Source organism: Edaphobacter sp. FHG110511_03 (genome assembly GCF_059115365.1).
This window is the reverse complement of sequence record NZ_JBZYWL010000003.1, coordinates 91,109-116,627: the sequence shown is the minus strand read 5'-3', so window position 1 is coordinate 116,627 and position 25,519 is coordinate 91,109. Positions and strand designations below refer to the sequence as shown.

General features: G+C 53.0%; 13 protein-coding genes. 8 read left to right on the top strand and 5 right to left on the bottom strand.

Translation table 11 applies throughout. The annotated features are described in order from the left end of the window. Nucleotides 1-469 precede the first annotated feature (469 nt). The 3 genes from AC5S26_RS13895 (at nt 470) to AC5S26_RS13885 (ending at nt 4,947) form a co-directional block, all read left to right on the top strand. Nucleotides 470-3,817 carry an outer membrane beta-barrel protein gene (locus tag AC5S26_RS13895; protein WP_494185508.1) on the top strand — a complete coding sequence of 1,116 codons (3,348 nt, stop codon included), beginning with the start codon at nt 470-472 and terminating at the stop codon, nt 3,815-3,817. A gap of 135 nt (nt 3,818-3,952) precedes the next feature. Then, nucleotides 3,953-4,231: a hypothetical protein gene (locus AC5S26_RS13890; protein WP_494185507.1), complete on the top strand. Its 279-nt coding sequence runs from the start codon at nt 3,953-3,955 to the stop codon at nt 4,229-4,231. After that, the gene (locus tag AC5S26_RS13885; protein WP_494185506.1) at nt 4,228-4,947 is read left to right on the top strand and encodes a response regulator transcription factor; all 720 of its coding nucleotides are present in this window, start codon (nt 4,228-4,230) and stop codon (nt 4,945-4,947) included. Before AC5S26_RS13890 ends, AC5S26_RS13885 begins: the two co-directional genes overlap by 4 nt. Before the next feature lie 353 nt (nt 4,948-5,300). Here the strand turns inward: AC5S26_RS13885 and AC5S26_RS13880 are convergent, their stop codons facing one another. After that, nucleotides 5,301-6,305 carry a LacI family DNA-binding transcriptional regulator gene (locus tag AC5S26_RS13880; RefSeq protein WP_494185505.1) on the bottom strand — a complete coding sequence of 335 codons (1,005 nt, stop codon included), beginning with the start codon at nt 6,303-6,305 and terminating at the stop codon, nt 5,301-5,303. Between the two features lie 275 nt (nt 6,306-6,580). Here AC5S26_RS13880 and AC5S26_RS13875 point away from each other — a divergent pair, with 275 nt between their 5' ends. Beyond that, nucleotides 6,581-8,245 carry a glycoside hydrolase family 28 protein gene (locus AC5S26_RS13875; protein WP_494185504.1) on the top strand — a complete coding sequence of 555 codons (1,665 nt, stop codon included), beginning with the start codon at nt 6,581-6,583 and terminating at the stop codon, nt 8,243-8,245. A 145-nt stretch (nt 8,246-8,390) separates the two neighbouring features. Here AC5S26_RS13875 and AC5S26_RS13870 read toward each other — a convergent pair whose 3' ends face one another. Continuing rightward, nucleotides 8,391-11,999 (bottom strand): TonB-dependent receptor, encoded by a 3,609-nt coding sequence (locus AC5S26_RS13870; RefSeq protein ID WP_494185503.1) that lies wholly within the window; start codon nt 11,997-11,999, stop codon nt 8,391-8,393. A gap of 518 nt (nt 12,000-12,517) precedes the next feature. Between AC5S26_RS13870 and AC5S26_RS13865 the strand changes: the two genes are divergently transcribed. From AC5S26_RS13865 to AC5S26_RS13855, 3 genes are all read left to right on the top strand, one after another. Further along, nucleotides 12,518-13,327: an SDR family NAD(P)-dependent oxidoreductase gene (locus tag AC5S26_RS13865; RefSeq protein WP_494185502.1), complete on the top strand. Its 810-nt coding sequence runs from the start codon at nt 12,518-12,520 to the stop codon at nt 13,325-13,327. Between the two features lie 103 nt (nt 13,328-13,430). Further along, a complete protein-coding gene (locus tag AC5S26_RS13860) occupies nt 13,431-14,066 on the top strand; it encodes a TetR/AcrR family transcriptional regulator (RefSeq protein WP_494185501.1) in 636 nt (211 codons plus the stop codon). Between the two features lie 476 nt (nt 14,067-14,542). Beyond that, complete coding sequence (locus tag AC5S26_RS13855) at nt 14,543-17,920, top strand: carboxypeptidase-like regulatory domain-containing protein (RefSeq protein ID WP_494185500.1); 3,378 nt, start codon at nt 14,543-14,545, stop codon at nt 17,918-17,920. A gap of 267 nt (nt 17,921-18,187) precedes the next feature. Here the strand turns inward: AC5S26_RS13855 and AC5S26_RS13850 are convergent, their stop codons facing one another. Further along, entirely contained in the window at nt 18,188-20,668 is a 2,481-nt protein-coding gene (locus AC5S26_RS13850; protein ID WP_494185499.1) for a phosphocholine-specific phospholipase C, read from the bottom strand. A 279-nt stretch (nt 20,669-20,947) separates the two neighbouring features. Between AC5S26_RS13850 and AC5S26_RS13845 the strand changes: the two genes are divergently transcribed. Then, nucleotides 20,948-23,371, top strand: a complete 2,424-nt coding sequence (locus AC5S26_RS13845) for an ABC transporter permease (RefSeq protein WP_494185498.1) — start codon at nt 20,948-20,950, stop codon at nt 23,369-23,371. Between the two features lie 83 nt (nt 23,372-23,454). Here AC5S26_RS13845 and rbsK read toward each other — a convergent pair whose 3' ends face one another. Together rbsK and AC5S26_RS13835 are read right to left on the bottom strand one after the other, a co-directional pair. Further along, nucleotides 23,455-24,375, bottom strand: a complete 921-nt coding sequence (gene rbsK, locus AC5S26_RS13840) for a ribokinase (RefSeq protein ID WP_494185497.1) — start codon at nt 24,373-24,375, stop codon at nt 23,455-23,457. A 16-nt stretch (nt 24,376-24,391) separates the two neighbouring features. After that, a complete protein-coding gene (locus tag AC5S26_RS13835; RefSeq protein ID WP_494185496.1) occupies nt 24,392-25,384 on the bottom strand; it encodes a GRP family sugar transporter in 993 nt (330 codons plus the stop codon). Nucleotides 25,385-25,519 lie beyond the last annotated feature (135 nt).

Below are 25,519 nucleotides of genomic sequence, written 5' to 3'. Positions count from 1 at the left end.
GAACTAAAAAGTTGTAAACAAATCGTAAAGTTTAATGAGCCTAGATACTCTAACCGTTTTGAAATGAGGCAAGTTACAGGGCATAATTTCTAGCCAATTTATCCCCCAACAACAAATGCTCTGGGACGAGTCTTCATAGACATCGTTGCCACAAATTAAAAGTTATAAGTAAACCGTAAAACCCGGGGTGATCGTTATGCCATAGTTATGCGCGAAGAGTTGTCATGAGACATCGCCGCTAATTGAATCGGCAGATTGGAGAATACTCATGACCTCTCCCAGAGGGTCGGTATATCATGCTTCACTCATTTCCGCACATTCTTTGATGTGTTTGCATTTGGAGGCAGCACTTCTAATTGAGCAACAGGCCGCATCTTCCCGAGTAAAAGATAAAGCGAATTCCCAGATCCTTTCATCACGGCGAGTTCGGAAACGTCATCTATCAGGTCCGTTCCTTGTTCTATTGAGCATGCTCTTTCTGGCTGCTCCAACTGTAGATGCTCAGTCGACGTTCGGAAGTATTCGAGGAATTGTTCTGGATAGTTCTGAGGCTGCAATCCCAGATGCGCAGATCACACTTCACAGCACAGATCAGAACACCGACCGTATCGTGAAGGCCGACGCCACTGGCAGCTATTCAATCGAGAATGTCCTGGCTGGCAAGTACAGTCTTCGCGCTCACCATGATGGCTTCGCGGATACGGTAATTGACGGCATTACACTGGATGCGAGGCAGGCTCTACGGTTTACGTTATCGATGAAGCTTGCTGAGCAATCAACCACCGTCGAAGTGAACTCCTCTGCCACTGTGATCAACACGGAGAATGGCACGATTGGCGATTCAAAGGATACGGCGCAGATAGGCCAGCTACCGCTGAATTTCCGCGCATCGTCGACAAGTCCACTTGCGGCATTAACGACTTCGCCGAATGTGCAGCAAGATAGCCAGGGAAATACCGCCATCGGTGGTGCGACTGCGAACCAGATCGGCTTCTCCGTGGATGGCATTTCAACGGCGAACGTCTTCCTGAGTGCCGCAGGAACAAACCCTTATCCATCCGCAGAGGGCATCGCGGAACTCAAGGTCTCGGCTTATAACAACAATGCTGAGTTTTCCCAGGTTGGCGATGTGACGTTTACGACCAAGGGAGGAACAAATCAGTTTCACGGGAGCCTCTTCGAGTATCTGCAGAATGACGCGCTTGATGCTCGCGTACTGAATTTTACGGAAAAGGCACCGAAACATTTCAACACTTTCGGAGGTAGTATCGGAGGTCCGCTGTCGATTCCTCATCTTTACGACGGCCATAACAAGACTTTCTTCTTTTTCGATTACGAGGGCAACCGAAGACGAACCTCGCAGGCACAGCAATACACGGTTCCCACGGCCGAGGAAAGAGCGGGGAACCTAAGTGCGCTTGCGTCTACCTTAAGAAATCCTTTTACAGGCCAGAATTATCAAAACAGCACCATTACAAATATCAACCCGACAGCTACAGCATTGCTGAATCAGTTTTATCCGTTGCCGAACCTACCCACCTCGAACGGTTCAATCAACTACCAGACATTGGTACCGATTCCCTCGAATACAGATGGATTCGATGCCAGACTCGATCAGGTCATCAACTCGAAACAGCAGGTATACGCGCGATTCAATCGAAAGAATCTAACGGTAAATGTGGTTAACCCGCTTTTGCCAAACGATGTAGACACCGAGCATGACCGGAGCTTCCTGGTATCTCACAATTACGTAATCAACAGCCATCTTTTGAACGAGTTTCGCTACGGGTTCACTGATACCATCCTTGCGCCCAACTTCGCGATTCAGGGCGCTGCAGCTCTGCAAGGATTGAATATTCAAGTCGGCGGTGATCAGGGCGTCAATGTTTCGAATCATCCGGTGGACCAGGGCTTTCCATCGATTGTCTTTTCCGATGGAACAAGTTTTACCCAGATCGGCCGAGATCACGTCGGACCTACTGAGTCCACGACGAAACAAATCGCTGACAATCTCACCTATAACCGCGGTAGACATACAATTCGAGTCGGCGCAGATTTCCGGTGGGTGCGTTTCGCAGTCCCCGAGATCGAAACTCCCTCTGATGACTACGGACTGTTCACCTTCAATCAGTCAGTATTTACGGGTAATGCCTTCGGCGATTTTCTTCTTGGTGCTCCCAATACGTCATACTTTGCTGTCACGGGACCGAGAGACAATGCGGGTGGCCTTCAGACAGGTATCTACGGTCAAGACCAGTGGCAGGTCAACGATCGATTGACCGTCAACATCGGCCTTCGTTGGGAATTGATGCCTCCCTTTGTCGACAAGAACGGAATTCAGGCCAACTTCGATCCTAACTACACAGGCCCTGGTGCGAATGGTCAAGGTGCAATCATCGTCAACGACGTTTTGCTGAATGGTCTCGGAACAGCTCCCGCCTTCCTGGCGTCTTTCAATGCGTGCGGGCTTGGTAACGTCAACCCTAACTACAACGGCTCCACTTGCACTCCAGTAGTAACAAATAGTCAGGACCATCTGCCGCAAGGTCTTCGTCAGACCTATCTTCGTAACTTCGATCCACGTTTCAGCGTCGCGTATCGCCCGTTCAAAGACAACAAGACGGTCATCCGTGCCGGCTTCGGAATCTTCACCGTTACTGCTCTGGGACAACTCCAGAACAACAACGAAAGCAATCCCCAGGCTGCCGTTAATACGTGGCAGAACAACAATGGAGGTACCCCTGCCTTCACCTTCCCACGAGTTACGCCCCCCGGTGCCGGACTTCAGTTTGGAGGTGGAGAGCTTGAGCAAGGAACTGATCCGCACTATCGTGATGCGCAGTCAGAACAATGGAACCTCACAGTAGAACGAGAGCTTACTTCCAATACCTCAGTTAGGGTTAGCTACGTTGGAATGAACTCTTATCGGTTACCCGTAACAGTAAATCTGAATCAAACGAAGCCAAGCACAACTCCCTATAATTTTGCGAATGCGCCATTTCAAAACTGGGGAGTTATCTTCGAAACCTATAATCTAGGGTCACAGAACTATCAAGGGCTGGAGTTGGAGGCCACGCACAGGATGTCTAGAGGTTTATCCTATCAGGCAAACTATTCTTGGACTCACAACATCAGCGATGCCCAGGGCGACGCACCTACAGCGTTCCAGGGCGAAACCCGTTATGGTCTCGCCGATCTGGACCGTTTTAACATCAGTGCAAACCGTGGAAATGTCGTTGGAACAAGGCGTCAACGCTTGCTGGTGACAGGTACTTACGAGCTGCCGTTCGGCAAAGGTCGTCAGTGGTTAAACTCGTCACCCGTAGTTGGAGGAATTTTAGGCGGCTGGAACATCAACACCATTACGCTTCTCCAAACGGGTCCCTATCTCACGCCAACCGACAGCATCACTAATGACCAGACCAATACCAATCCTGCCGCCGATGGATCGATCGTTCGTCCTGATCGAGTAGGGAATCCAATTCCTGCTCATCGTTCACCAGCGAATTATTTCAACATCAATGCGTTTGCACCTACTCCTGCCAATGCCGGACGAATAGGCAGTGCGGGAGTTGGAATTCTTGAAGCGCCGGGCACGATCGCAGTAAGTGCAGGTTTGGCAAAGGTGATTACCCTCAGAGAAGCATGGCGCTTGCGCTTTGAGTCGACATTTACCAATGTATTAAACCGTACGAACTATGCGCCTCCGGCAACTAATGTAAGCAACGCCAGTTCATTCGGCGTGCTTACAGGAGCGCAAACGGCAGAAAACGCGGGAAACAGGACGGGACAAATCGCCTTGCGACTCGAATTCTAAAATCGGATGGAGGCAAAGCCAACCAACGTTGGGTTGGGCCAGGAACTGAAATCGATTCCTGGTCCAGCCCAAGCCAGCCAGTTCCGGATTATGAGCAATTTCAAGTCAATCGAGTCGTCCTAATTCGAGGTAAAGATGAGTTTGTTATGGACAGGTGTATGCAGGATTTATTTCAACTCCTACACCGAAGCTCTTTTGTATTGGTCAGTCGATAACGGAGATCCTTCCACAGAAGTAAAGTGCCAACGTGTGGTGATGACCGGTGACTTTGAGGCTGTCGAGGCACCTGAACAAGAAGTCGAACCGCGTGCGTGGCTTTATTTCAAATTGGCAAGTGTATACGAGCAACTAGATGGAGTCATTGCTGTGAGTGGCAGTACAAAACGCATCGTTGCGCGACAGGAGCGACAATGAAGCGCGGCGATAGGCACTCCATGGTTAAGATCCTGATCGTAGACGACCAACCTGAAACCGCAAAAAATTTTCAAACAAATCTTTCATCTCAAGGATATCTTACGCATATTGCGGCAAACGGCGTAGAAGGAATGACCATAGCCCGAGATTGGCAGCCGAACCTTGTGGTCGCAGATATATTCATGTCGAAGATGAGCGGTGTTGAGTTTTGCCGCCAACTCCGTGAGATCTCTGAAGCGCCGATTATTGTTTTCTCAGATCCTACACACGAGAACATTAAGATCGAGGCATTGAATGCCGGTGCTGACGATTATGTTGTCAAGCCAATTAGTATGCCGGAATTTCACGCCCGGGTGCAGGTTCAGCTTCGGCGTCATCCAATTAATGGATCAGAGACGCAACGAACTCTCGTCGCGGGTGACTTTCAAATTGATATTCCTTTACATCGCGTCACTGTCCGTGGCCAGCCGGTTCATCTTTCGCCGTTAGAGTTTGGGCTGTTGCGTTATTTCGTTGAACACGCCGGACAGGTTCTTACCCACCGAGCGATTTTTCAAGATGTATGGGGAGTAGACGAGGATCGCAAGGGCCACATTCGCGTCTATATCGCCAGTCTTCGCAAGAAGATTGATTGTTCAGATCACCGCCGGTACATCGTCACCGAATCATGGATGGGCTATCGTTTTTGCGCATCTGGTGAGATGGTTGACCTGTAAAACTAAGGCTACTTTGTCATCGTATGCATTCTTCAGAAAGCTGGCGACTTCCGGCCCGTCCTTAATCGACGGAATCGCGCCAATCCAATAAAAAGGCTGGGGCGAGAAAAGGTGACAGCCCCGGCATTCTCCCGCATGGAAAAACTGCGAGGCCGTTCCCCAGCGTCCTCGCAAGAAATAGTCAACTAGAATCATAGTTACGAGAATAGAACGATGCTGACGAGAATCACACGATTTGCAGCAGAGAAGATCAATAGGTAGAGAAGAACCCGTACGAGAGCAATACTGATCTTCCAGCTTTGGATACAGTCAGTGCGGAGATTTGAGAAAGCTGACTTCGCCCAATACTGGTTCTAGGGCTTCTGCGCCATCCCAGTTGATTCACGAATAACAAGCTCTGTACGGACCTTATACTTCTTCCCTATGGCGTGAGGATCTTTACTGAAGCTTTCGAGCGCTTTGAAGAAGGTTTCAGCAAGTGTGTTACGTGGTAACCGTAGAGTGGTAAGCGGAGGATAGACAATATCGCAGAGTTCAATATCGTCGAACCCCACAACAGAAAAATGTAGTGGTACGGAAAGACCCTTCCGATGAATCACTCGAAGGGCACCAATCGCTGTAAGGTCATTAGTGGCCAAAATGGCTGTAGGGCGATCTTTGAGAGCTAGCAATTCCGACATACCGCTTTCGCCACCGGTAATACGGTAGTTACCGACACGAAGGAAAGACTGCTCAACCTTCAGCCCGGCTTCAGACATTGCAGCCTTAAAAGCGTCAACACGGTGATCGGAGATGGTGAGACCAGGCGAGCCACCAATATAGGCAATCTTGCGATGATAAAGCTGTTTGAGATGAGCGATCGCCTGTCGCATACCGCTCATGTAGTCGATGGAGACATCACTTAGTCCAGCTGCGACGAGCCTGCGGTCCATGGTGACCAGCGGAACACGGTTATGCAAAAGCGATTCGATGGGCCCAGTTTCAATCTCAGCGGCAAGCAGTGCCACTCCATCAACCTGGCGAACCAGCATGCGGCGTATCGTTTGTTGCATCTGAGATATGTGAAAGTCGGTCGTCGCCATCAACATATCCTGATTATTCTTGACGAGAATTGCCTCGAAGTAACGAATGAATTCCGGGAAGAACGGATTTGTGATATCAGGAATAATCAGGCCGTAAGTGCTGCTTTTTCCGTATTTTAATGTGGTCGCACTCCCATTTGGGACAAACTTGTTCTCTTCAATTACTTTCCGGACGCGCTCTGCCGTCCTGGGGCGGACAAGGGTGGAACCGTTAACAACACGAGATACGGTCGCACTCGAAACTCCGGCGAGCTTCGCTATATCACGCATGTCCATAAGAAGATTTGAAAGCTCCTAGTGCCGAATGAGGCATGTGCTTAAGAGTGAGTTATCCCTCTGACAGATGTCGTCAGTGTATCGTTATTGACGATTGTATACGGATACATTTATGGTGTAGCCGCGGTATATTTCATATACTTTCTCTTCATTATTTCCCAAGAGGGCACACCTTGACGACTGAATCTACTGTTGGTGAAACGAATCGCAGCTCTTTAACTCGACGTCAGTGGCTCAGGCAAGCCCCGGTAAGCGCCGTGACGGCGGCGGCAGCAATGAGTTTGATGAAACCCAATCATCTAGAGGCTCAGTCAAGTTCAGGCGGTGCAACAGCAATAAGCGATCTGGGCGCTCGTGTCTATAACATACGAACTTTCGGGGCAAAAGGAGATGGTAAGGCTCTCGATACATCTGCGCTGCAAGCGGCGATTGATGCCTGCACGCGCGACGGTGGCGGTACAGTTCTGGTCCCGGCGGGAATCTTTCAGATCGGTACGGTCGAGCTAAAAAGTAATGTTACGTTGCGTATCACTGCAGGTGGAAAGCTGCTGGGCAGCGGTGACGGCAAACAATATCACGCGGTAGACGTGATTCCGCTAAGCGGAGACACAACGCTTGTGGATGGAAACTGGGCTCTCCTATTTGCAGTTAATGCAAAAAACATCACCATAGAAGGACCTGGCACAATCGATGGGCAAGGGGCCCAATTTCATTCAAAAGTGCGTGGCACCAAACCGCCCAGCGGGATCGGTGGTGCCAGCCGCCCTTATCATGTCCTTGCATATCGCTGCGAGGGTCTTACTGTACGCAACCTGGACCTCATCGATTGTGCATACCACAGCATCCGCGTGATTCAGAGCAAACGCGTGCACATGGACAGTCTCTATATACACAACCGTGTAAACGGCAATAATGATGGATTTCACTTCATCAGCACACAGCACCTCACGGTCAACAACTGCATTGTGTTATCACAAGACGATGCATGTGCGCTGTTTGGAAGCTGCAGATTCGTGACGATTGCAAACAGCATCTTCAGCACGCGGTGGTCTGTCTTTCGCTTTGGCGGTGGCTTCGCTCAAAACATTTCGATATCGAACTGCGTGCTCTATCAGGTCTACGGCTGCCCGATTAAATTCCAGGGCAACCCGGGATCTCGCTATGAAAACATCTCTTTTTCGAATCTCGTACTAGATGACGTTACCGGACCAATCCATGTAGGCGTCGGACCTCGACGGCCGATTTCCCCTGAAAACGCTAATGCACCCGTGAAGGATGACATGAGCACGGGCGCGCCTCCAGGCACAACAACACCTGCGGTCATGCGGAATATCTCCTTCAGCCATATCCATGGCAACGTAACCACTAATCCCGCCCAGCTTACGGAAACTGAGCTTACAAGTTCAGCAAATCCGGGCGAGAAGATGTCCTGCATCACGTTCAACTGCGTTGGGGGCGCGACGATGGAGAACATCTCGCTCGAAGACATCAATCTGACCTTCGGCGGCGGTGGGACGGCCGAAGATGGCGCGAAACGCAACCTGCCCGAAATTGCTGGCGAATATTTCATGTTGGGCCCGATGCCTGCCTATGGCCTGTATGTACGCGGTGTTCATGGATTCACCGCACAAAATCTTCGCCTGCGGGTAAGTTCGCCTGACCTGCGTCCCGCGGTGATCTTTGATAACGTGACGGACGCGACGGTGTCAGGAATCAGCGTTGATGGCAACTCCGGAGCTGAGACAGTCGTTCGCATGATCGACAGTAAACAGGTTTTGGTTACATCGCCTCGCTTACTTACTCCAGCGGCAGTATTTTTGCAGATGGAAGGCGCAGGAAATGAACGCGTCACGATCGATGGCGGAGATATCTCCTACGCGACTAAACCACTGGTCTTTCAAAACGGCGCGACAGAGAAGGCCGTAAAGTTGCGCGACTAGTTCAGTCTCCCAACTTGTTCAGCCGTTTTCTTTATCTGTATCGCCAGCATCTGGTCTGAAACGCACTAACGAAAAGCCGTATCTTGATAACAAAAGCTCGACGCTTCAGACGGAAGAACGTCCAAGCGTCGAGCCTTTTCAGCGATTAGAAACTAACCCGAAGCGCTAATTGCAGATAACGGGGATTATTTGCGCCATTGAACCTGCCAAAGGTCGCATCGGTTTGAGGATTGACAGTCGTCGAACCTGAATTTGCATTCGCGAAGGTTGCTGTGTTGTTGAGTGAGTTGAATTGAGTGTGATTGAAGGTGTTGTACGTCTCGAGGCGGAATTGCACTGTCAGCTTGTTCTCGATGGGGATGTTCTTGAAGAGTGCCGTGTCAAAGTTGGTATAGCCAGGAAGGTAATAATTTACCTTCGGAGCGTTTCCAGGATCGCCAGGTCTATATCCGCTGGTTGCGCTGGTAGCAGCAGCCCCCGCGACAGGAGCGCTCACCACACTTGTGTTGAACCATTGGTTGAAAGTGCGCGGCGCCCCCTGCATTGGATTTCCCGAGAGGTTAACGCGGGCACCATCACCACCTCCTGTGATGTTTGCTCCATTGCTAGTTTTCAGGATGATTCCACCCGGAGTGCCGCTGAGATAGGAGGCAATGCCGGATATCTGCCAGTTATCCAGTACAGCCCGGGTGAGAAAGTTGCTCCAGACGCTGCTCGCTTTGGGCAGGCTCCAAAGATAATTCACGACCAGGTTGTTTCTAATATCCCAGCTGGCAGGTCCATAGTTCCAGGCACGAAGGTTCTGATACATCGCAACCGTTACGTTGTAAGCATCCGAACAAGATGCCGCTGTTGCGGTTGACACAGTCTGACATGAACCGTAGTCCATCGATTTGGACCAGGTATATGCCGCCCCAAACTCAAGCCCCTTGGAGAAGCGTCGGGTCACGCGAGCCTGCAAGGAGTTGTAACTGGAGGTGAGGTTGAAGTTCTGCATGTTGATGCCCCCAAATCCAGGATACGGACGGAAGAAGTTGTCAGGCAGAGTTCCCCCGGCAGGACTCTGACTCGACCATAAAAATTGCGAGCCATATGGGACTGTATTGATGGGTGTGTAGTTGCTCAGGTGCCTGCCAAATGTGCCAACATATGCCACATCCAGAACGATGCCCGCACCGACCATCTGCTGAATACCCAAACTCGTGTTCATGGTGGAAACGACAGGAGCATGCAAGGGGATCGCATGGCCAATCGTGTAAGGTCCACTTAGCGAACCGGCGTTCTGGAAAGTAGCGACGTTGCCGTAGTATTGCGTCGGAGAGTTGGTCGTCGGTGCGTTGTTTGTCATGTCGCCTGACTGGCCGGAGCGCGCACGGACGTTGTAGAAGATGCCGTAGCCTCCGCGAATGACTGTCTTTCCCTGGCCGAAGGGATCATAGGCAAAGCCGATACGTGGAGCATAGATGACCCCGTTGCCATACAGCGTTCCTTGCGGGTAGCCTGGAGTGTTCACGTTCAGGATGCCGTTCTGGAGGTTGCCGGTATTGGGTACGAAGAGACCTCCCCATGCTCCTGGCACAAATGCCCCGGTTGTCGGATCGATCGCCCGAGGCAACCCCGTCTTTGGATCTTTTGTTGTCGGCTGATAAAGGCGCGGCGCATCGGAAGTTTTATACAGGCTTGGAGCAAAGTTATTGCCGGCCGACAGCCGCTGCGCCAGCGCCCACGAGAAACGCATTCCATAATCAAGAGTTAATTTGTTGTTCAGCTTCCACTGGTCCTGCCCGTACCACTCAAACGCATTGGTGCGCGGCTTGTAATTGACCAGCGCTGTCACTTCGGTCATTGTGTCGAAGTTCCCCAACAGGTTATTCGAATACGCGTAGTTGCTATCGTTTGGATTGTTAACGTCGCGCGCATAAGAGAAGTTACCGACACGATTGTGATTGGCCTGCAAGTACGAGTCTGTCTGGGCATCGACGCCGAATTTCAAGGTGTGCGAACCGATGATCTTTGTCACATTGTCCGTAGCACTGTACGATCTGACCTTATTTCCCATGGGGAATCTGCTATCCCAACCAAAGTTCGCAGAGTTGGTGAGGCCAAATGTCACACTTGGAAGCAGGTTGAGCGGATTAACGCCAGGATATAGCGCCGGAATGTTATATCCGTTGGGGTCTAACAGAGCCTTGTTCAGATCATCTTGGTTATAGAGCTGCGACTCGTTCCATCCCGCTGTTCCCAGGTTTAGCTCATTCACAAGCGTGGGACTGAAGGTATAGATCACATTGAAGGCAAAGTTAGGATTGGAGGTTTTGTAGTTTACCTTCATCAACCAGGGAAGATTGTTGGCGGGGGAGCTATAGCTATTGTTATTGACTGTCTCCAGGTTAATCCGGCCGAACATATGCAGCTTCTCAGTCGGGAAGTAGTCGATGCGGAATATCTCTTGGTTTACCGGCTTCTCACCTGAGTAATTCGTTGCGTAGTTGTAATTGTTGTTCGTGACGCCTAGGTCGTTCACAGCAAAGCCCGGGTTCAAGGCGAGGGTATTGTTGTAAAGCACCTTGAGCAGCGCCTGGGTCTGGGGGTTCATTCGACCGGCCGGAATTACGTTCCCTGGAAAGCAGCCGGCTCCCGGAGTTACAGAATTTACAGCGCAAGCACTGCCGGAAGTGGGATCCTTAACTCGAATCAAGTGGGCAGGATCTTGGAGTTGGTTTCCTTGGTTATAGCTCTTCGAAAAGTCACCGTTCACCTCGAGCGCAGTCGGTACCTTGTATGTCTTGAGGCCATCTGGAGCCGTAATCGGTGAGTTCTCAAGAGAGACGAAGAAGAACAGCTTGTTCTTGGCGGTATTGAAGTGGCCTGGCCAGAAAACCGGGCCTCCGATCGTGCCACCATAAGTGTTAAAGCGGTAGCGAGCCCGAGTCAAATTGCCGTTGTATTTGGTGAAATAGGCGTTGGCGTTCAAAGCCTCGTTTCGGAAGTAATAGTAAAGTCCGCCGTGAAATTGCTGTGTGCCGCTTTTCGTAACGAAATTGATGTTTGCGCCCGCGGTCTTTCCGTACTGTGCCTGATAATTCGAGGCCATAACCGTAACTTCCTGAACGGCATCAAGGTTGACTGGTGTGTCCAGGGTTGAGAGGCCACGGGTATTGCCCGTAACACCGTCAATCGTGGCTGAGTTGTACTCGCTGTTTACGCCGTTGATGGTCGGGGTGTTTGAAGTTCCCAGGCTTGAGCTTCCGCCACTCCCCACTACGCCCGGCAATACGCGAACGAAGGACATAGCATCACGCCCGACCGCCAGCAGATTGTCGATCTGCTTGCTATCCAACACGCCGGAGCGCTCAGAGCTGCCGTTCTGGATTGGCGTAATCTCCGCAGACACGGTAACGGACTGGGAGACTTCACCAACCTGGAGGGTGAATGTGCCGGCTGAAAGGACCTGCGAGGCGCTCAACTGCAGGTCTACCTTGCGCAACTCCTTATAGCCTCTTGCCTGGACAATGACCGTGAATGTCCCGGGCTGCACGTTCGAAAAGATGAAGTCTCCGTTCGACCGAACCTGTGTCGATACCATGACAGCCGTCTGCTGATTGATCAGTTTCACCTCTGCGCTGGATATAACTGCATCGGTTTGGTCGACGACGTGCCCGCTTATCGTGCCACTGGAAGTTTGAGCATCTACCTGGAAGGCTAGGCAAACGAAAACGCTTACCAGCAAAATCAATCTGAAATAAAACTTCATAAAGGCCTCACAAAAAATCTTTCCATATATATGAATACGTATACAGATGGACCGGAATACTTCGAATCCTCAAATGCCCCGGTCAGGCACGCAAAGTCAATCTGTACTCAATCAACAATCCTGATTAGCGAATAGCTCTTTGATTCTGACGCCAGGAAGCTATGAACAATCAAGAAACCTGCCGAACGACACCAGCAAATTCCCCGTCGCGGTAGCCATTTGCGATCGAAGCATAGCTAAAATTGGTCTTGGCGGATACTTTTATATGCAATGCGATATCATCGTCAATAAAAAAATGAACTTGCCTTTCATTACGAAACCGAGACCCACCGCCGATAACATTTTGGCGAGGCTCGGGGGAGGGCAAAGCATAAGGCGCAGCCAGGAAGGATCCGACCTGTAACGATGAAGTTGCGACCAGGCGGATAGGGAATATTCTTTTTTTGAATCTATAGACCGACCGGTCTACTCTTATCGACATGCCGCCCCAAGGGCGCTATTCGAAAAAGGAGACTGTCATGTCCACTCATTCCAGCAAAGGTACTGCTCTCATCACCGGCGCTTCCACGGGAATCGGCGCCGTCTATGCCGACCGCCTCGCGAAGCGCGGTTACGATCTCATCCTCATAGCGCGCAGCCAGAACAAGCTTAACGAAGTCGCGAAGCAGATTCAGTTCGCAACCGGTCGCAAGGTCGAGACCCTGCAGGCCGACCTCACCATTCCCCCTGATGTACAACGGGTTGCTGACCGCCTCTCCACCGACACCACCATCACTGCCCTGGTCAATAACGCTGGTATTGCGGCGGCGAACAAACTACTCGAGTCCGATCCGAACTACCTCGACCAAATGATCCAACTCAATGTCACAGCGCTTACGCGGCTCGCGCTCGCTGCAGCGCCTGGTTTCGTAGCGCGAGCGAACGGTCTCATCATCAACATCGGATCCATTGTCGCGCTCGCGCCGGAGTTGCTAAACGGCACCTACAGCGGCACCAAAGCCTATGTGCAAAACTTCAGCATTTCGCTAAAGAACGAGCTTGCAGATAAGGGCGTAACAGTACAGGTGGTGCTGCCCGGCGCAACGGCGACTCCTCTTTGGGATAAGGCGGGCGTGCCGATACATAACCTTCCTGCCGAGTGGGTCATGACCACCGAGGACATGGTCGACGCTTCGCTGGCTGGCCTCGATCAAGGCGAGTTCGCTACCATCCCCGCGCTTCCCAATGCTGCAGACTTCGAGGCATACGAAAAGGCGCGTCTAGCGCTTGCTCCCAACCTCTCTCACAAGAACCCCGCAGGTCGTTACAGCATTGGAGCACATCAGTAAGGCAAGCAAACTCGCGCACCTTAAGACCGGTACGATAGAAACGTCAACCTCCGTGCATCTGCGCGGGGGTTGCGCGTTCTTTCTCCAGAAAGCGAGCCGCATCATGCCGACAAAGACGCAAACCGCCGCGAAAGCTACACCAGACACGAAGGCAGGGACGCCCTCGACCCGCGATAACTTGATCGGCGTGGGCCTCGAGTTGATGCGGAAGCACGGCTACGGCGCTACAGGCGTACAGGAAATTTTGAAGGCTGCTGGTGTCCCCAAGGGCTCGTTTTATCACCACTTCGGCAGTAAGGAGGAGTTCGCCGCCGCAGTAGTTGAGCGCTATGTCCATCTCGAAGGAGAACACTGCGAGGAAGTCCTTGGAAACACGAGCCAAGCGCCATTGAGACGGTTGCGCCGCTACTTCGAAGATCTAATCCGCACCGCAGGGCAATCAGCACCCATCCAAGGCTGCCTTATGGGCACCCTCAGCCTGGAGATCGCAGGGGCCAGTTCACTGTTACAAGCTTGCCTCAGTTCCAACTTCGCGTACTGGGAGGCGGTCATCACCTCCGTGCTACGCGAAGCCATCGAGAACGATGAGTTGCCAAAATCTACCAGGCCCGAAGCACTGGCAGGCTTTGTGCTCAATGGCTGGGAGGGAGCCTTACTTCGCTCCCAGGCAGACCGGAGCGATGCCCCGCTGAAGGACTTCCTGCACTACATGTTCGAGAGATTCCTAATCAATAAGTAGAGAGTTCGTGCCTCGAATACGTGCTTTCACTTCGGCGTTTGACTCCAGGCTGATCGGATACTTGTTGAAACGGACGACCCGACTCAAAATCCGGAGCCAGCTCACCGCCAACTGGTTTGATGAGACTAAATCGACAAACTCATTGAGTGGCTCATCACCAGTAGCGGAGGCTCGGCCTGTGTGCTTCTCAATGAAATCCGCAGACAACATAATTGCCAGCACTTGGTACATCAAATTTCGATCATAGATCGTGATAGTTCGTATCGAACCTGATAAACCTTCGATGGTGAACCGAGATAACAAACTGGAAAAATTGCGCCTACTCGATCAAAAGATGGAGAAGTGGTTCCCTATTTGGGAGGAGGACAGTCTCGGGCCAGATGAGCAAAAATGCTGTGACCAACAGATAGCACTTCAGGTATGCAAGGCAAACACGGACTTGCTCGCCCAATCGATAAATGTCTTTGAGGAGTCCCATGAGATGCAAGCGGTTGTTCGTTTTTTTGCCGGTTTTGTGGATTGCAGCAACTGTAGCGGACGCACAAGCAAATTACGTAGCCTTGCGGGGTCTAGTGAAAGACCCTCAGGCTCTAGGAATACCTGCGGCGCACGTCAAACTGACCGACGAAAATACGGGGCGTGAGCGCGAGACTACCGCCGATTCGCATGGAGATTATGAGATGGGTGGTCTTCTGCCTGGGGTTTATATTTTGGAGGCTGTGAGTCCTGGATTCGCTCCTACGAAACAAGAGGTGCTTCTAGAAGTAGGTCAACAGGTGACCTTGGACGTGATGCTAAAGGTCGGGCCGGACAAGCAGACTGTGACGGCCGAGACGGCGGCGGAGCTGTTGAAGACAACGGATGCAAGCGTTGGGGAGGTAGTTGACCAACGGGCGGTGTCGCAGCTTCCGTTGAATGGCCGGATGCTTGTCGACCTGATGCTGCTTGTTCCAGGTGCGCATCTAAGCCATGGGGCCCAGACCGGAGACATGAATCCGCTCTACTGGCGACCAGGGCAACGATCAGCGATCAGCGTCGGAGGCAACCGGCCCAACGCGAATTATTTTTTGCTGGATGGAGCAACGAACACCGACCCAACCTTCAATACCCAGAATCTGAGCGCGTCTCCGGACGCCATCCAGGAATTCAACGTACAGATCGGAAGCTACTCGGCGGACATGGGAGGTGCCGGAGGTGGGCAGGTAAATATCGTTACGCGCTCAGGGGGAAGCCATCTGCATGGAACGGTATATGAGTTCCTTCGGAATGGAGCATTGGATGCTCACTCCTTCAATGACATGGGAGGAACAAAGCATCTGGTGCAAAATAATTTTGGAGCTTCGTTGGGTGGCCCGGTTCCAATAGGAAAGCACACATTTTTTTTCCTGAACTATGAGGGGCTGCGCCATGTGCAAGCTGATTCGATGACACAGACCGTTCCGACAGCAGATGAAGTGAATGGCGACTTCAGCATGAGCGGCGTAACAATCTACGATCCGGCGACAACGAAACCCAATCCTACCTATAACCCGAGCCTTCCGGTTACTGCGCAGAATCCACAGTTCACGCGTCAGCCCTTCCCTGACAATAAGATTCCAAGATCACGGATGAATCAAGTTGCGGTGACTATGCTGACTCAATACACACCGATGCCGGGCATGATGATGGACGGCATGGGTGGAATGACGATGATGGGTCAGCCCACGGTAGTAGGTGCCGGAAACGACTCCAATAATTATCTTGATGTCCGAAACGAGATTCACGACACGGATCAAGGGACAGCACGCGTCGATCACCAGTTTGGCTCAAAAGATACGGCTTTTATTCGCTATAGCGCGAGCGGCGAGCATGGCTTTATGCCGGAAAATTTGCCGGGCTTCGGTTATCCGCATGACAATCTTTCTCAGCAGGGTGCGGGATCGTATAGCCACATCTTTACGCCATCCTTGCTGAATGTTGCGACAATTGCCGTGTCGCGGCTAAGTATGAACCACACGACCGAAAGTGCGAACAAAAACGACATTACAGGTCAATTGGGGATTGCCGGAGTAGGGTTTGGTGGTCCTGGAGCATGGGGCGCACCCTACTTCAACGTTCAAGGGTACTCGCCGATCGGCGATAGCTATGCGGCAACACCGATGCATTCCTGGGACACTTTGGTTGAAGGGCGAGATACGGTAAGTTGGGTGAAAGGGCGGCACAGTATGAAATTTGGTGCTGTGTACCAACGCTTCATCTGGCCGATGTGGGGATTCTTCCAGAACCGCGGCTACTATCAGTTCACAAACGGATTCACGACCGACATTGGAGCAAACAATGGCACAGGATCGGCTCTGGCGAGTTTCCTGCTGGGGTTGCCAGCGGTAAGGCAGAGACAGGCTGGAATCCCTCAGATGAATCTGAGGCAATGGTATGCGAATGGGTATGCGCAGGATACGTTTCGTGTAACCCAGAACACGACTCTAAATTACGGCGTGCGATACGAGTATATGAGCGCGCTGGTGGATATTCGATACACGAACAGCAACCTGACATTCGCGCAGAATGGAACGCCTAGCGTTTTCATCGGCGGTCAGAACGGATATCCGGAGGGATTGATGTATCCGAGCAAGGCAGACTTCGCCCCTCGGCTGGGTATTTCCCATAGTGTGCCGAAGATCGGGTTGGTCTTGCACGCGGCATACGGTGTCTTTTTCACTCCGGTAGATATGAACACGTGGTGCAATCAACGTCACAATGTGCCGTATGTTTTTCCAGAGACGAATCAGAGCGACAACTTTACACCTTCAATCTCGACGTTCAACTTTGCTCCCGCAGTCCTGGGAGTAACCGTCGTGAGTTTCACGGGAATGCAGACAAACCCTGCGCCTCAATATATTCAGCAATGGAGCGCTGCCATAGAGCAAAGCCTGGACAAGAGCACGGTGCTCGAAATCGGCTATCTCGGTTCCCGCGGCTTCCATTTGCAACGGGCCCACCTGATTAACAATGCACAGCCAGGACCAGGTCTGATTCAGCCACGCAGACCCTTCACGAAGATCAGTTTCGTCCCCAATACGGTGTTGCCGCCTGATATCAACGTCGTGAGCACCACGTTTGGAGTGAGTACGATCAACTTATTGGAGAATTCGGCGCAAAGCTGGTACGACGCTGGGTATGTGAATGTGCGCAGACACGCGGCGAAAGGCTTGAGCCTTCTGGCGAACTTTACTTGGTCCAAGAGCCTTTCCAATGCGCCGGATTTCCGTTCGCCGATGTTTGAGGCAGCCATTCCACAAAACAACAATAATCTGGCCGCGGAGAAAGGCCCCGCGTGTGACGTGCGCAACCGCTTTGCGTTGAGCGCTGTGTACGACGTGCCAACTTGGGCGTTGAACAGAATGACGAGAGCGGTGACAGCGAACTGGAGGACGTCAGCAATTATTCAGCTACAGAGTGGGTTTCCGCTGACGATCTCGGTATTTGGAGACACGGCGAATGCTGGAACTGCATTAGGGGAGAACCCTGTACGGGCGAACACAACTGGAAAACCAATATTTGGTCCAGGAACCCGCAATTCAACAACTTGGTTCAACCCTGCTGCTTTCGCCGCTCCTCCAGCTTATACGTTTGGCAATACGGGAAGGAATTCAGTACCGGGTCCAGGGATGGAAACAGTGGATATCAGTGTCGTTCGTAGTTTCGCTCTGGGCGAAGCATTGCGGCTCGAGACGCGCGGCGAGTTCTTCAATGCCTTAAATCACACAAACCTTGGCACACCGAATCGGTTTGTGAATACGGCGGGGTTTGGATCGATTACGGAGGTCACTACTCCCGGAAGAGAGATCCAGTTGAGTGCGCGCCTCTCATTTTGAAAAATAGCTCAACGGTCAGCCGGTACGTTCGCTCGCGAACGGGGAGAAATGCTGTACGCCAAACGCATCTCCTCAGACCAAACGGGATATTTTCCTAGCCATATTGCCGCAGGTTCTATTCGGACGACACGGACACGTATCCACCTCTCTTGGCAGGAAGGCCATGAGTATGGTGGATACGCGTAATCGTCCGAAACGGCATCGAGAACAAGAGATGGTTGTAGAACCGGCAACAAAAACGATTAGAAAATCTGGGTGACTTCTTTCTTATGCCACCCCACCCATCGCAGGGTCCGTGATACTCGTAGCTCCCGTTTCAACACGCCCCGCGTAACGGACCTCAGCATTCTCAACGCTGATTGAAATGTCATACCACCCGTGGCTCTTCCCCGACCACATCACAACGTTTTCCACCGCGCCAGCCGCCACACTCCTCATTACCGGAGCCAATCCGTAGGAGTGGTCTTTCACTACAATCTGCACCGGAGTCTTGCCCGAATTCTTCACTTGCAGAGCGATATTACCGCTCTGTCTTCTACCCTTATGCTCATACATGGCCTGCACTGTCACCGGCACGTTCACCGTCCCGTTGAAACTCCGAAAGAACCCATTCGGGGCATGAACATCAATCGAATACTTCCCGTCATTCACTGGAAAGCTCTGCGTCAACGTGTCGCCGGCCTTTACCGCGTACGTCCCCGCAACCATTTTCCCACCATCGCGCAGATACACATTGAACGGCGCTCCCATGGATTTCGTTCCATGGACCGCCGTGCCCGCCTTCATCGTCAAAACGAAACGCTTGCCATCCGCGCTTAACGTACCGTCAGCATATAGCTCATACGGCAACGAATTCGCCGGCCTTGTGCCCGGTTCCTGCTTCGACATCCACTGCGACGCCGCTAGCTTCTGGTTCACTTCCGCGATCTGCTCCGCGGTCAATGCTTTAAAGTTCGCAGGCAGTTCTTTGTCCTTCGCCTCGCGGATCTGAATTACAAACTTGTCGCGGTCAAGATAATCCAGCTTCGCGTCATCGGCCGTGTGCGTCCGGAAGCAACTGGTCAGGTCACCCGCAATGGCTCGTCGCCACTCGCTCACATTCGTTTCGTGCACCGTCTTGCCGGTCTTATCCTTTACGAAGCCTTCGAGAAACTGAATCATCGATGTGTGATCGAACAATTGCGAGTTCACCCATCCACCGCGGCTCCATGGTGAAGCAACGACCATGGGCACGCGGAAGCCCATTCCGATCGGCCCACTCCGCGCCTCTTCGTGACTAACGCCCTGCGCTAACTCATCTTCCTTGTATGTGTACTCCAACGATGTATCGATCCCCGACGACGCCTTACCCGTCTCGGGAAGCTGCGGATCAGCCGCCACATAGGACGGGGCGTGATCGAAGTACCCATCGTTCTCGTCATATGTAAGAATAAAGATCGTCTTCTTCCACACCTCGGGATTGCGTGTCAGAATGTCCATCACTTCCGACACGTACCAGGCTCCATACCAAGGCGAAGTCGGATGATCCGAGAAGTGCCCCGGCGAGCTCAACCAGGAAACCATCGGAAGCTTATTGTTCTGCACGTCATCGCGGAACTGGTGCAGAATGTCTCCCTTCGGCACGTCCATCTCCTGTCCGTCGAACTTCAATGTTTCCAGCGACCGGTAGTGTGGATCATTCACGTTTACCACAAACGCGGCATCATGCAGCGCCTGTTGCTGCGGCGAAAGCTTCGCATACAACTCCTTGCCTGAGCCTGCCGCAAGCTGCCGTGACAACGCTTCACGATCCAGCTCATCACGCTTCAGCTTCTGCTCCAGCTTCGCCTTCATCTTCGGGTCGGTTGTCTTCGCAAGAAGTTCCTGTGTCTTCGGGATGCGCTCCTCTCGAATCGCCAGCTCTTTCTGTAGATTTGGCCCGGCATAGTGATATGCCGGGATATTGTAAGCCGCGAACGCCTCCAGCACGTTCGTTCCGAAGTTCCCCAGCCACGACCCCTCTTCTCCATGCAGACCGGAGGTGCGTGTCAACTCGTTCTGATAAAACTTCCAGCTCACGCCCGCTTCCTGCAGCCGCTCCGGAAATGTCTTCCACTTCTGGCCACCGATCATGATCTGATCATTCCTCATGAATACACGCGACCCAGAATGCTGCTCATCGCGCACTGTTCCGGTCCAGGAGAACAATCGGTTCGGCGTTGTACTCGTCATAGCGGAGCAGTAGTTCTGATCGCACACTGTAAATGCGTCGGCCAATGCGTAATAGAAGGGCAAATCTTCGCGCGTGTAATGCCCCATCGTGATCGGGATATGTCCATACGCTGCGTTGCCGGAACGTTTGGAGTCAATCCATCGATCATGATGGCCTTCATTCCACGCGTCCACCTGGCTATTGCGGCTATGCGGAATCGAACCCATCCACGTAATCTTCGTGTCTTTGATATCCAGCCGCCAGGGTGCAAACGTCTCACCGGCGCTGCTTGTCTGCAGAAATACAGAATTTCCATTTGCCTGCCGGATCGCCCGCGGATCGTTGAATCCGCGCACCCCCTGCAGCGAACCCAGCGTATGGTCGAATGACCGGTTTTCCTGCATCAGGATCACAATGTGTTCGGCATCCTTGTACGTCGATCCCAGCGTCGGCTCGATCGCAAACGCCCGCTTCACCGACTCAGGAATAACGCCAGCCATACCCGCGCCGCCCGCCAAAAGCGACGCAGCCTTCAGAAAATCACGCCTCGATGCCATATCCAGAATTCTCCACCAAAAACATTACCAAACCATGAAGTGCGTCGACGTGTGGAATGGATTACAGGCATGCGGAGCCCTCCATCTCAGCTAGAACGCCATTTAACGTAAAGGTCAGCAACACTGATGCTATAGGCAAATATGTTCTCTTTCTCGCTAATGCGAGGAGTGTCGAGCAAATGTAGAAAAATCAACTTACAACGCTCGCAATCGACTATTCTGCTCACGGCAACTTAATCTCAATGCATCAAGGCCTGAACAGGAACGTGAGGTCGTCTCGTGTCGAGTCTCCTTCGTAATCTCCGTTATTCCGCGCGTACCTTGTGGAAGAATCCCGGCCTTACCCTCACAGTTCTACTTACCCTGGCCCTCGGCATCGGCGCAAACACGGCCATCTTCACCGTGGACTATGCCACTCTACTTGCTCCCTTGCCGTACCCCGAACCTGACCAGCTCGTTGTCGTCTGGTCAAAGATTCAGACATTCCACAACGGAATCTCCGCCGGAGACTTCACCGACTGGAAACGCGAAAACTCAAGCTTCCAGGACATCAACGCGTTCACCGGCGACTCTTTCAACATCGCGAGCAAGGACGAGCCCGAAAACATCGACGGCAGGCAGGTCACCGTCGGTTTCTACAAAATGGTCGGTCGTCCTTTCTTCCTTGGCCGCGACTTCCTCCCCGAAGAGGGCGTTGAGGGCAAGAATCACGTCGTCATCCTCACCCACAAGCTCTGGGCACACCTCGGCTCCGATCGCAAGATCATCGGCCAACCCATGCGCATCAACGGCGAGCCCTACACCGTCGTCGGCGTCCTGCCCCCTGGCCTCGACGATCGGGCCCAATCCCAGCTCACCGTACCGCTCGTCTTCAAACCCGAGCAGATCAACCACGACTTCCATTGGCTCCTCTCCATTGCTCGTCTCAAACCCGGCGTCACCGTCCAACAGGCGCAGGCTGACATGGACTCCGTCGCCGCCCATATCGCCCAGGCCAATCCCAAAAGCAATAAGGGTTGGGGCGTCTTCGTCGAACCGCTCAAAAACGACTTCCTGCCCAGCGAACGCAAACAGACCCTCTGGCTTCTCCTCGGCGCCGTTGCCTTCATCCTGCTCATCGCCTGCGTCAACGTCGCCAATCTTCTCCTCGCCCGCGGTCTCGCCCGCCAGAAGGAACTCGCCGTCCGCAGCGCACTCGGAGCCAGCCGCAGGACCATCTTCGAACAACTCATCACCGAAAGCCTGTTGCTCGCCGTCACCGGGGGACTCCTCGGAATCGGCATCGGCTACGCCATGCTCCAGGGGCTCAAGGCCATCATGCCTCGCGGAACCCTGCCCGATGAGGCGGACCTCCACCTCAACCTTCCTATCCTGCTCTTCACCCTCGCTGCCACCACGCTCGCCGGTCTCCTCTTCGGCAGCGCGCCCGCCTGGTATGCCTCCCGGGTCGATCCTGGCGAATCACTCAAGGAAGGCAACCGCACCGGCGTAGGAGCAGGCCGCCATCGCCTCCGCCAGTCCCTCGTCATCGGCGAGTTCGCCCTCGCCCTCGCCCTGCTCACCGGCGCCGGACTCGCCATACACAGCTTTCTCAATCTCCTTCGTGTGGATCTCGGCCTGCGCACCGATCACGTCCTCACCTTCTTTCTGCCCGTTCCCGACTCGCGCCCCAAAGACCCCGAAAAGATCATCGCCTACTACAAACAGATTCTCTCCAGCGTCAACGCCGTCCCGGGCGTAACCTCAGCCTCCGCGATGACCGGCCTTCCTCTCTTCGGCGCAGGCTTTGGCATGCCGTTTACCATCGTCGGAAAACCAGCCTTCAACGACCCCTCCATGCGCCCCAACACCGGCTTCGGCATGGTCACCCCCGACTTCTTCAAGACCTTCGACATTCGCATGGTCAGTGGCCACTCCTTCACCGATCAGGACAGCGCCTCAAGCGTGAAAGTGGCCGTCGTCAACGAAGACTTCGTCAAAAAATACTTCAAAGACGTCGACCCGCTCCGGCAGCGTGTCTCCGTCGAACAGCTGATCCCCGGCGTCACCAAGCTCGGGCCTCCCCAGGAGTGGCAGATCGTAGGCGTCTATCACACCGTCCATAATCGGGAATCCAAAGACCCTCGCCCCGAGATGCGGATCCCCTTCTGGCAGATCCCCTGGTCCAACGCAGGCATCGGCGTTCGCACCGTCAATGACCCCGCCACCATGGTCAAAAGCATCGCCGCAGCCGTTCACTCCGTCGATCCCGAGATCGCCCTCGCCCAGCCCCGCTCCATGGAGGAGATTCGCGAGCTCGTTCTCTCCAACGACCGCTTCACCCTCGTCCTCTTCGTCAGCTTCGCCGCCGTCGCGCTTCTCCTCGCCGCACTCGGTGTCTACGGCGTCATGTCTTTCTCGGTGGCGCAGCGCTCGCACGAGATAGCCCTTCGCATGGCACTCGGCGCAAACCGCGGCCGCGTCGTCGCTCTTATCGTCAAAGAAGGCCTGGTTCTTGCTTCTATCGGCCTCACCATCGGCCTCGTCGGAGCCTACTTCGTTGGCCGCAGCATGCAGAGTATGCTCTATGAAATTGGCAAGCTTGACGTTTCCGTCTTTGCCTCCGTCGCCCTCCTCTTACTCTTCGCCGCGATCACAGCCTGCTTCCTTCCGGCCCGGCGTGCCGCCTCTGTCGAACCCATGCAGGCGCTTAGGGCAGAGTAAATTAGGAAAAGAAAAAAATGGCAATCACCGTCAAGAGCGCCCTGGTGTAGTAGCTATGGCTTTACTACTTTGGCGATCCCAGATCAATTCCGCATTTTAATTTGAGATTCTAGGAATGACCTAACTTCCGTTTCGTCGGGCAAGGAGGGTTGCGCCCCCCGACGCGTGACGGAGACTGCTGCGGCCGCTGCCGCGAAGCGTGCGCTTTCCTCGATAGAACGACCCTGCATCAGCCCGACTGCGAACGCACCATTAAAGGCATCGCCCGCGGCAGTCGTATCCACAGCATCGACCGGAAAGGTTTCTGTGGAAGTGATAACGCCACCCTGAGTTGCCAGGATAGCTCCCTCAGCACCTCGCTTAAGGATGACATTGGCGACTCCCAGTTGAAAGAGTGCGGCCACAGTTTGTTCGATGGTTTGCGCTTGCCCAGAGTAGAAGCTCGCTTCTGTCTCATTCGGCGTAAACCAGACAATTTTCTTTAAAGTAGATGAAGAAAGGGGACAGGCAGGAGCGGGATCCAGCATAAAAGGCACACCAAAATCAGCACAAACACTTGCAAGCCAATCGACAGTTGCGACAGGAATCTCCAGTTGCGCAAGAACCATGCCAGCACTCCTGAAAATCCCCAGCTTTGAGGATAGATAGTCCGGGGTTACATGAGCATTGGCTCCTGGCGTGACGATGATCGTATTCTCGCCTGCGGCGTCGACCACAATACTGGCAACTCCCGAAGCTCCTGCAACGACGTTGATGTGCGAGGTATCGACTCCGTAATCGGTAAGTGTAGCGAGAAGCTTCTGGCCAAAGATGTCGTCCCCCAGCGCTCCAAGCAGAATAGAAGGGTAGCCAAGACGCGCGATGGCGACGGCCTGATTGGCTCCTTTGCCGCCCGAGTGGATTTCAAACAAGGATCCGATAAGGGTCTCCCCAGGACGAGGGATGCGCTCAATCCGTGATACGAGGTCCATGTTAATGCTACCTACAACGACGATGGGCTTCATGGGGCATTCCTTTTACCTATTTACCGAAGACTGGGGCTGCAGCAATACATGCGAGACCGGCGATGAAACAAGCAAACATCGCGATAAGAAGATTCCTGACTCGCGAGGTGGGCGAACGAAATTCCCGCCATACAAAGACACCCCAGAAAGCAGAGATCATGGTTGCCCCCTGTCCAATAGAGTAAGAGATGGCGGGCCCGACGAAATTGACGGTGGATGCAACGAAGTTCAAGGTCGCTCCTGTGACCCAGATCGCTCCGCCAAGAATGCCGGCGAGATGCCATCGTACAGGTGCCGCCGTGAAACCACTGAAGTCAACAGGAAGTCCTCCATCGATAGGTTTCCTCATGAACAGGAAATTGACGGGGATCGAGCAAAGAGCCGTTCCCAGGACAAAGAAGAGTGCAGCTGCATATGGTCCCGGCGCTTTAGGCATTGCCATGGCCTTTGCGATCAACGGGTAAAAGCTGCCCATAAGTAGTCCGCTCGCGAGACTAATCACAATACCTCGCATATTGCCGCTGCGACGATCTGTCTCTCTCGCGCGGTAAGCCAGTGAATCACAGAAGATGGCAATCATTACGAGGGCGATACCTCCAAAGAGTAGAAGAGGGTTTCCCTGAGGAGCAATGACGTAACTACTAAGTGCGCCGACCACAAGTGCCAACCCGATGCCGACCGGAAATGCGACTGCCATTCCGGCAAGCTCGATCGCAGCAACCAGAAGCAGGTTGGCGACATTAAAGATGGCTCCACTGAGCATAGCGAGCAAAATGGACTTCGAGGGAGCGGCAATTGCGTCACGAAGGAAATGGGGACCTGTTCCCGTAGAACCCGCCGTGAAGCCCCAGAACAAGACACCGACAAAAAGCCCCACTACATAATCCCAGTAAAACAGCTGGAAACGATAGCCAGGGCAAAGCTTCATGCAATTGGCCCAGGAACCCCAGCACAACATGCTCCCGATCATGAAGAGCAGGGCTATCTCGTAACTTTGCGGCAGGAACATACAGCACCTCAAAACTTCGGACGATCAGAATGCGATAAAATGAAACGATTCATTGAATGGTTCACGCTACATGCCTATCAAAGCCGATGTCAATAGTTCATATCTATTCAGTTCATACCTTTGCGCTCTTTTCGA

What these genes read in the sequence shown, in the direction of transcription:
- AC5S26_RS13855 (WP_494185500.1), top strand. Translation starts at nt 14,543, where the DNA reads ATGAGATGCAAGCGGTTGTTCGTTTTTTTGCCGGTTTTGTGGATTGCA.
- AC5S26_RS13850 (WP_494185499.1), bottom strand. Translation starts at nt 20,668, where the DNA reads ATGGCATCGAGGCGTGATTTTCTGAAGGCTGCGTCGCTTTTGGCGGGC.
- AC5S26_RS13860 (WP_494185501.1), top strand. Translation starts at nt 13,431, where the DNA reads ATGCCGACAAAGACGCAAACCGCCGCGAAAGCTACACCAGACACGAAG.
- rbsK (WP_494185497.1), bottom strand. Translation starts at nt 24,375, where the DNA reads ATGAAGCCCATCGTCGTTGTAGGTAGCATTAACATGGACCTCGTATCA.
- AC5S26_RS13870 (WP_494185503.1), bottom strand. Translation starts at nt 11,999, where the DNA reads ATGAAGTTTTATTTCAGATTGATTTTGCTGGTAAGCGTTTTCGTTTGC.
- AC5S26_RS13835 (WP_494185496.1), bottom strand. Translation starts at nt 25,384, where the DNA reads ATGTTCCTGCCGCAAAGTTACGAGATAGCCCTGCTCTTCATGATCGGG.
- AC5S26_RS13880 (WP_494185505.1), bottom strand. Translation starts at nt 6,305, where the DNA reads ATGGACATGCGTGATATAGCGAAGCTCGCCGGAGTTTCGAGTGCGACC.
- AC5S26_RS13890 (WP_494185507.1), top strand. Translation starts at nt 3,953, where the DNA reads ATGAGTTTGTTATGGACAGGTGTATGCAGGATTTATTTCAACTCCTAC.
- AC5S26_RS13865 (WP_494185502.1), top strand. Translation starts at nt 12,518, where the DNA reads ATGTCCACTCATTCCAGCAAAGGTACTGCTCTCATCACCGGCGCTTCC.
- AC5S26_RS13895 (WP_494185508.1), top strand. Translation starts at nt 470, where the DNA reads ATGCTCTTTCTGGCTGCTCCAACTGTAGATGCTCAGTCGACGTTCGGA.
- AC5S26_RS13875 (WP_494185504.1), top strand. Translation starts at nt 6,581, where the DNA reads ATGAGTTTGATGAAACCCAATCATCTAGAGGCTCAGTCAAGTTCAGGC.
- AC5S26_RS13885 (WP_494185506.1), top strand. Translation starts at nt 4,228, where the DNA reads ATGAAGCGCGGCGATAGGCACTCCATGGTTAAGATCCTGATCGTAGAC.